Source organism: Okeania sp. SIO3I5, from assembly GCF_010672085.1.
Classification (GTDB): domain Bacteria; phylum Cyanobacteriota; class Cyanobacteriia; order Cyanobacteriales; family Microcoleaceae; genus Trichodesmium.
Genome location: NZ_JAAHHT010000165.1, coordinates 16,976 through 21,996, shown reverse-complemented (window position 1 = coordinate 21,996; position 5,021 = coordinate 16,976). Strand labels below are relative to the sequence as shown.

The 5,021-nt window shown below is 37.0% G+C and carries 5 protein-coding genes; 2 read left to right on the top strand and 3 right to left on the bottom strand.

Going from position 1 to position 5,021, the window contains the following annotated elements:
• Positions 1–185: hypothetical protein (locus F6K40_RS27865; protein ID WP_293140380.1), on the top strand; the 185-nt coding region annotated here is incomplete at its 5' end.
• On the opposite strand, the gene F6K40_RS27860 is transcribed toward F6K40_RS27865, so the two are convergent.
• From F6K40_RS27860 to F6K40_RS27850, 3 genes are all read right to left on the bottom strand, one after another.
• Positions 182–859: a glycoside hydrolase family 108 protein gene (locus tag F6K40_RS27860; RefSeq protein WP_293140379.1), complete on the bottom strand. Its 678-nt coding sequence runs from the start codon at positions 857–859 to the stop codon at positions 182–184. The two genes, F6K40_RS27865 and F6K40_RS27860, sit on opposite strands and share 4 nt — an antisense overlap.
• A 1,170-nt stretch (positions 860–2,029) precedes the next feature.
• Positions 2,030–2,221, bottom strand: a complete 192-nt coding sequence (locus F6K40_RS27855) for a hypothetical protein (protein ID WP_293140378.1) — start codon at positions 2,219–2,221, stop codon at positions 2,030–2,032.
• A 185-nt stretch (positions 2,222–2,406) separates the two neighbouring features.
• On the bottom strand, positions 2,407–2,673 hold the full coding sequence (locus tag F6K40_RS27850; RefSeq protein ID WP_293140376.1) for a hypothetical protein: 267 nt from the start codon (positions 2,671–2,673) through the stop codon (positions 2,407–2,409).
• A gap of 97 nt (positions 2,674–2,770) precedes the next feature.
• On the opposite strand from F6K40_RS27850, the gene F6K40_RS27845 reads away from it, so the two are divergent.
• The gene (locus F6K40_RS27845; RefSeq protein WP_293140374.1) at positions 2,771–4,963 is read left to right on the top strand and encodes a tetratricopeptide repeat protein; all 2,193 of its coding nucleotides are present in this window, start codon (positions 2,771–2,773) and stop codon (positions 4,961–4,963) included.
• Positions 4,964–5,021: the final 58 nt, after the last annotated feature.

Genomic DNA, 5,021 nt, shown 5'->3' with positions numbered 1-5,021 from the left:
CTCCTGGTCCCGCTGGTCCTGTGGGTCCCACTGGTGGTCCTGGTCCCGCTGGTCCTGTAGGTCCCGCTGGTGCTCCTGGTACTCCCGGATTAGATGGGGCTCCTGGTCTCGCTGGTCCCGCCGGTCCAGTAGGTCCGGCTGGTGCTCCTGGTACTCCCGGATACCTCTTTTCTGGAGATACCTAATTATCTTTCAACTTTTCCACGTAACCCCACAAACTATAATCACGTGCTAACCAACCATGAAAAAAAGCCATCTGAGTTGCATCTTCTTGTACCCTTTTATATCGATAAATAATTCTTTCATTAATCATTTGCAGCGCAGTGTTTCGATTATTTCCTTCTGCTAAAGCTTCCTTAGTCTTAGTATCAAATATACCTGTTTGTGGTAAACCTAAAGCTTGTTGCAGAAAAGTTACTGAGTTATTAATACCAAAATTAACGGCGGTATCAAACATAACTACAGCTAGAGCGGGGTGCATGGTAGCTGACTTACTATTATCCCAATAACTTTGATAAATTTCCATCAGTTCAGCATCGGACATTTGAGTAACATCTAATGTTGGTAAACCTCTGCGACGGCGATAGGAATTATATTCGGTTTGTAAAATTCCTTTATAAGTTCTACCACCTTTATCTGCTGGATGATTACTAAATCCACCTTCAAAATATAAGGTAAAAGATAGAGCTGTTTCAAATAATTTTGCTTCGTAAGTTTTTTCAGTTTGTGCAAGGGCCGGAATTTTATAACTAATATTAATAGGGATTGCTACTGTCAAAATTAATGAAATAATTGCCAGAATTATTTGGGGTTTAAATTTGATTTTTAGTTGGGGTAAATTTGATTTTTTCCGAATCATTAGAATATTCCTTATTTATTAAGTCTGGTAGTCTGGTAGTAGTGGACTGACACACTTTATATCATGTCCGGTTGAATAGTTATAAATAATTAGGGAGGAGTCAGGAGACAGGAGACAGGAGACAGGAGAAAAGAATGTACCAGGAGAAAGAAGTGTTTTTATCACGCTCTTATCCGGACATAATCTTAAATGTTCCATTAGAAAAAAAATGGTCAAATAAATTCAAAATTCAAAATTATTAATTGGCTTATTATAACCTCTGCTTGTTTGCTCCGCATTCCGCAGGAAAGTCAGAGGCTTGAAATCAGGAAAATATTTTTGATTTTTTCCTTCTGAAGAACGAGAAAAAGAATCCTTAATTAAACAATTATTGAAATTCACTTAGAACCAAAATTTTTGAACTTTAGAATGCGTGAATTTTGAATTCAAAAAATTGTCATACTTTGCCATAACAAGAATTATACGAAAAAAGGGCTTTGCGCAGTTTTAGCTATGTCAGTCTAATACTTTTACGTATGGAGCAATAATAGATTCATTTTATAAAGCACTCCGCCAGAGGTGATGATTAGTGGAAATTTCCGACTATTGCGTATGGAGCAATAATCAATTTATTTTCTGAAGCACCCGTCAGAGGAGATGATTAGTGGAAATTTCCGACTATTGCGGATAGGGCAATAATAGATTCATTTTCTGAAGCACTCCGCCAGAGGAGATGATTAGTGAAAATTTCCGACTATTGCGTATGGAGCAATAATAGATTCATTTTATAAAGCACTCCGCCAGAGGAGATGATTAGTGGAAATTTCCGACTATTGCGTATGGAGCAATAATAGATTCATTTTCTGAAGCACTCCGCCAGAGGAGATGATTAGTGGAAATTTCCGACTATTGCGTATAGAGCAATAATCAATTCATTTTCTGAAGCACCCGTCAGAGGAGATGGAGAGTGAAAATTTTTGACTATTGCGGATAGGGCAATAATCAATTCATTTTCTGAAGCACTCCGCCAGAGGTGATGATTAGTGGAAATTTCCGACTATTGCGTATGGAGCAATGATAAATTCATTTTCTGAAGCACTCCGCCAGAGGAGATGATTAGTGGAAATTTCCGACTATTGCGGATAGGGCAATAATCAATTCATTTTCTGAAGCACCCGTCAGAGGAGATGATTAGTGGAAATTTCCGACTATTGCGTATTGAGCAATAATCAATTCATTTTCTGAAGCACCCGTGAGAGGAGATGGAGAGTGAAAATTTTTGACTATTGCGTATGGAGCAATAATCAATTCATTTTCTGAAGCACCCGTGAGAGGAGATGGAGAGTGAAAATTTTTGACTATTGCGTATGGAGCAATAATCAATTCATTTTCTGAAGCACTCCGCCAGAGGAGATGATTAGTGAAAATTTCCGACTATTGCGTATTGAGCAATAATAGATTCATTTTCTGAAGCACCCGTGAGAGGAGATGATTAGTGAAAATTTCCGACTATTGCGTATTGAGCAATAATAGATTCATTTTCTGAAGCACTCCGCCAGAGGAGATGATTAGTGAAAATTTCCGACTATTGCGTATGGAGCAATAATCAATTCATTTTCTGAAGCACCCGTCAGAGGAGATGGAGAGTGAAAATTTCCGACTATTGCGTCACGAGCAATAATCAATTCATTTTGTAAAGCACCCGTCAGAGGAGATGGAGAGTGAAAATTTCCGACTATTGCGTCACGAGCAATAATCAATTCATTTTGTAAAGCACCCGTCAGAGGAGATGGAGAGTGAAAATTTTTGACTATTGCGTCACGAGCAATAATCAATTCATTCCCTGAAGCACCCTGCCAGAGGAGATGATTAGTGAAATTTTCCGACTATTAAGCTTTAATTAGCACTGATAACTGATAACTGATGACTGAAATGAATACTTCCTCCAGTTCCTCTAGCTCACCAACTCCAAATTTTGAAACTTTGACACAACAAGCCGAACTTTACTACGCTCAAGGCCAATTCTCAGAAGCGATCGCTTGTTGTCGCCAAGCTTTAACTTTACAACCTAATTGGCCTCCTACTTACGTCACCCTGGCAAATATTCTTCAGGCCCAAGGTAAAATCTCTGAAGCAATTAGTCTCTATTCTCGGGCCATAGATTTGAATCCTGACTTATCCCAGGCTCATCTTAACTTAGGCAGTATGTTTTATCGCCAGGGAAAACTAGAAGAGGCGATCGCTTGTTACCGGAAGGCTATTCAACTCCAACCAGAGATGGCCGCTGCTTATTGGAACTTGGCCAAAGTTTGGCAAAAGATGGGCAAGTCAGAAGAAGCGATCGCCTCCCAACAAAAAGCATTAGAATTAAATCCTAGTTTGGGTGGAGTAGAGTTTAATTTAAGCCAAGGATATAGGTTAGCTGAAGAGGGTAAATTAGATGAAGCTATTGCTGTTTGGCAGGCAGCTATTAAAGTTAAGCCAGACTTAGCAGAAGCGTATGGTCAAATTGGAATTATTTTGAGAAATCAAGGTAAATTTTCTGAGGCTATTCAACATCTGAAAAAAGCTCTTGAAATTCAATCTGACTATGCCACAGCTCATCAACATTTATGTGGGATTCTGAGGGATGGGAATAATTATAAAATTGCTAGGGAAGCGGTCAATAAATATAGTCAAGAATGTGGTGAAGCAGATCGGATTATGACTGCAATATATGTAATTAGCACCTATCAAATATCTGGCTTAAATGAAATTGCTAAAGATAGATTTTTTGAGCTAGAGACTCAACTTAGGGAAGATATAAGTATTGTCAAAAAATCAGTGGAACTAAGAGCTTTATATGGAAATTTTTTATTCAGCCTTCCTTATTTAAGGGATGATATTGAAGCTAATTCTTCTCTCTACAAATTAGTATCTAAAGCTTATACTCAACTACGTTTAAAATCTAAGTTTAATCATCAGCAAAAGTTGGCAAATTTGGAGTTTAGTAAAAGTCGTAAATTAAAAGTTGGGTTTATATCCAGTCACTTTTGTAGACATTCTGTAGGTTGGTGCAGTCTGGATATAATTCGAGAGTTGGGAAAGCTCAATACAGAAACTTATGTATACTCAACAGAACGTTTAAAAGTTGACGACCAAACTCATAAATTTAGTCAGGTTGTCACTAAATTCTATGTACCAAAAAAATATCCTCAAGGAATAGCAGATGTGGGAGAAATTATTAGTGAAATTCAGCAAGACAAAATAGATATATTAATAGATTTAGATTCTCTGAGCTTGCCAATTAATACAGAGATTTTGTATCATCAACCAGCACCTATTTGTATCTCTTGGTTAGGGTTTGATGCTCCTTATATATCTGGGGATAATTATTTTCTCTGTGACTGGCACACCCACCCTCAAGATCGAGATAAATACTATGTAGAAAAATTGCTGAGAATGCCAAATTCATTTGTGGCAGTTTCTGGTTTTCAAAGAATAGAAAAAAGTCAAGCTAATTTAAGAAAATCCCAGAGAATAGGTTTAGATCAAATAGTTTATCTCTGTTTAGCACCAGGCAAGAAATTTAATCGAGATTTAGTTAAAGCACAGGTTGCTATTTTGAAGCAAGTTCCTAATAGTATTTTAGTTCATAAAGGATTAGGAGATGTAGAAGTATTTCAAGCTGCTTATCATCAAGCTTGTCAAACTGAAGGATTGAGCATTCATCGAATTAAATTTATGGATAGATTTGCGACTGAAGAAGAACATAGAAGTATTTATTCAATAGCCGATATTTTGCTTGATTCTTATCCTTATAATGGTGGTACTCATACTTTAGAAGCTTTGTGGTTTAATTTGCCAGTTGTTACCCATGTCGGAGAACAATTTTTATCTAGAATGGGTTATTCTTTTTTACAAAGTTTAGATATTCAATTAGGTGTATCATGGTCATGGGAAGAATATATTGATTGGGGTGTGAAATTAGGTCAAAATTCTAATTTACGGCAGGAATTTATTGATAGGTTAGTTAAGTCTAAAGAGTCGGAAAATTTAGCACCTTTATGGAACTCGAAAAAATTTGCTCAAGATATGTATACTGTTATGGAAAAATTATTAATTAATGGAGCACAAAAAAATTAGGTCTTAAGTTGTAATAATTTCCTGCGGAATGCGGAGCAAACAGCGTTCAGCTATTAGC

What these genes read in the sequence shown, in the direction of transcription:
- F6K40_RS27860 (WP_293140379.1), bottom strand. Translation starts at nt 859, where the DNA reads ATGATTCGGAAAAAATCAAATTTACCCCAACTAAAAATCAAATTTAAA.
- F6K40_RS27845 (WP_293140374.1), top strand. Translation starts at nt 2,771, where the DNA reads ATGAATACTTCCTCCAGTTCCTCTAGCTCACCAACTCCAAATTTTGAA.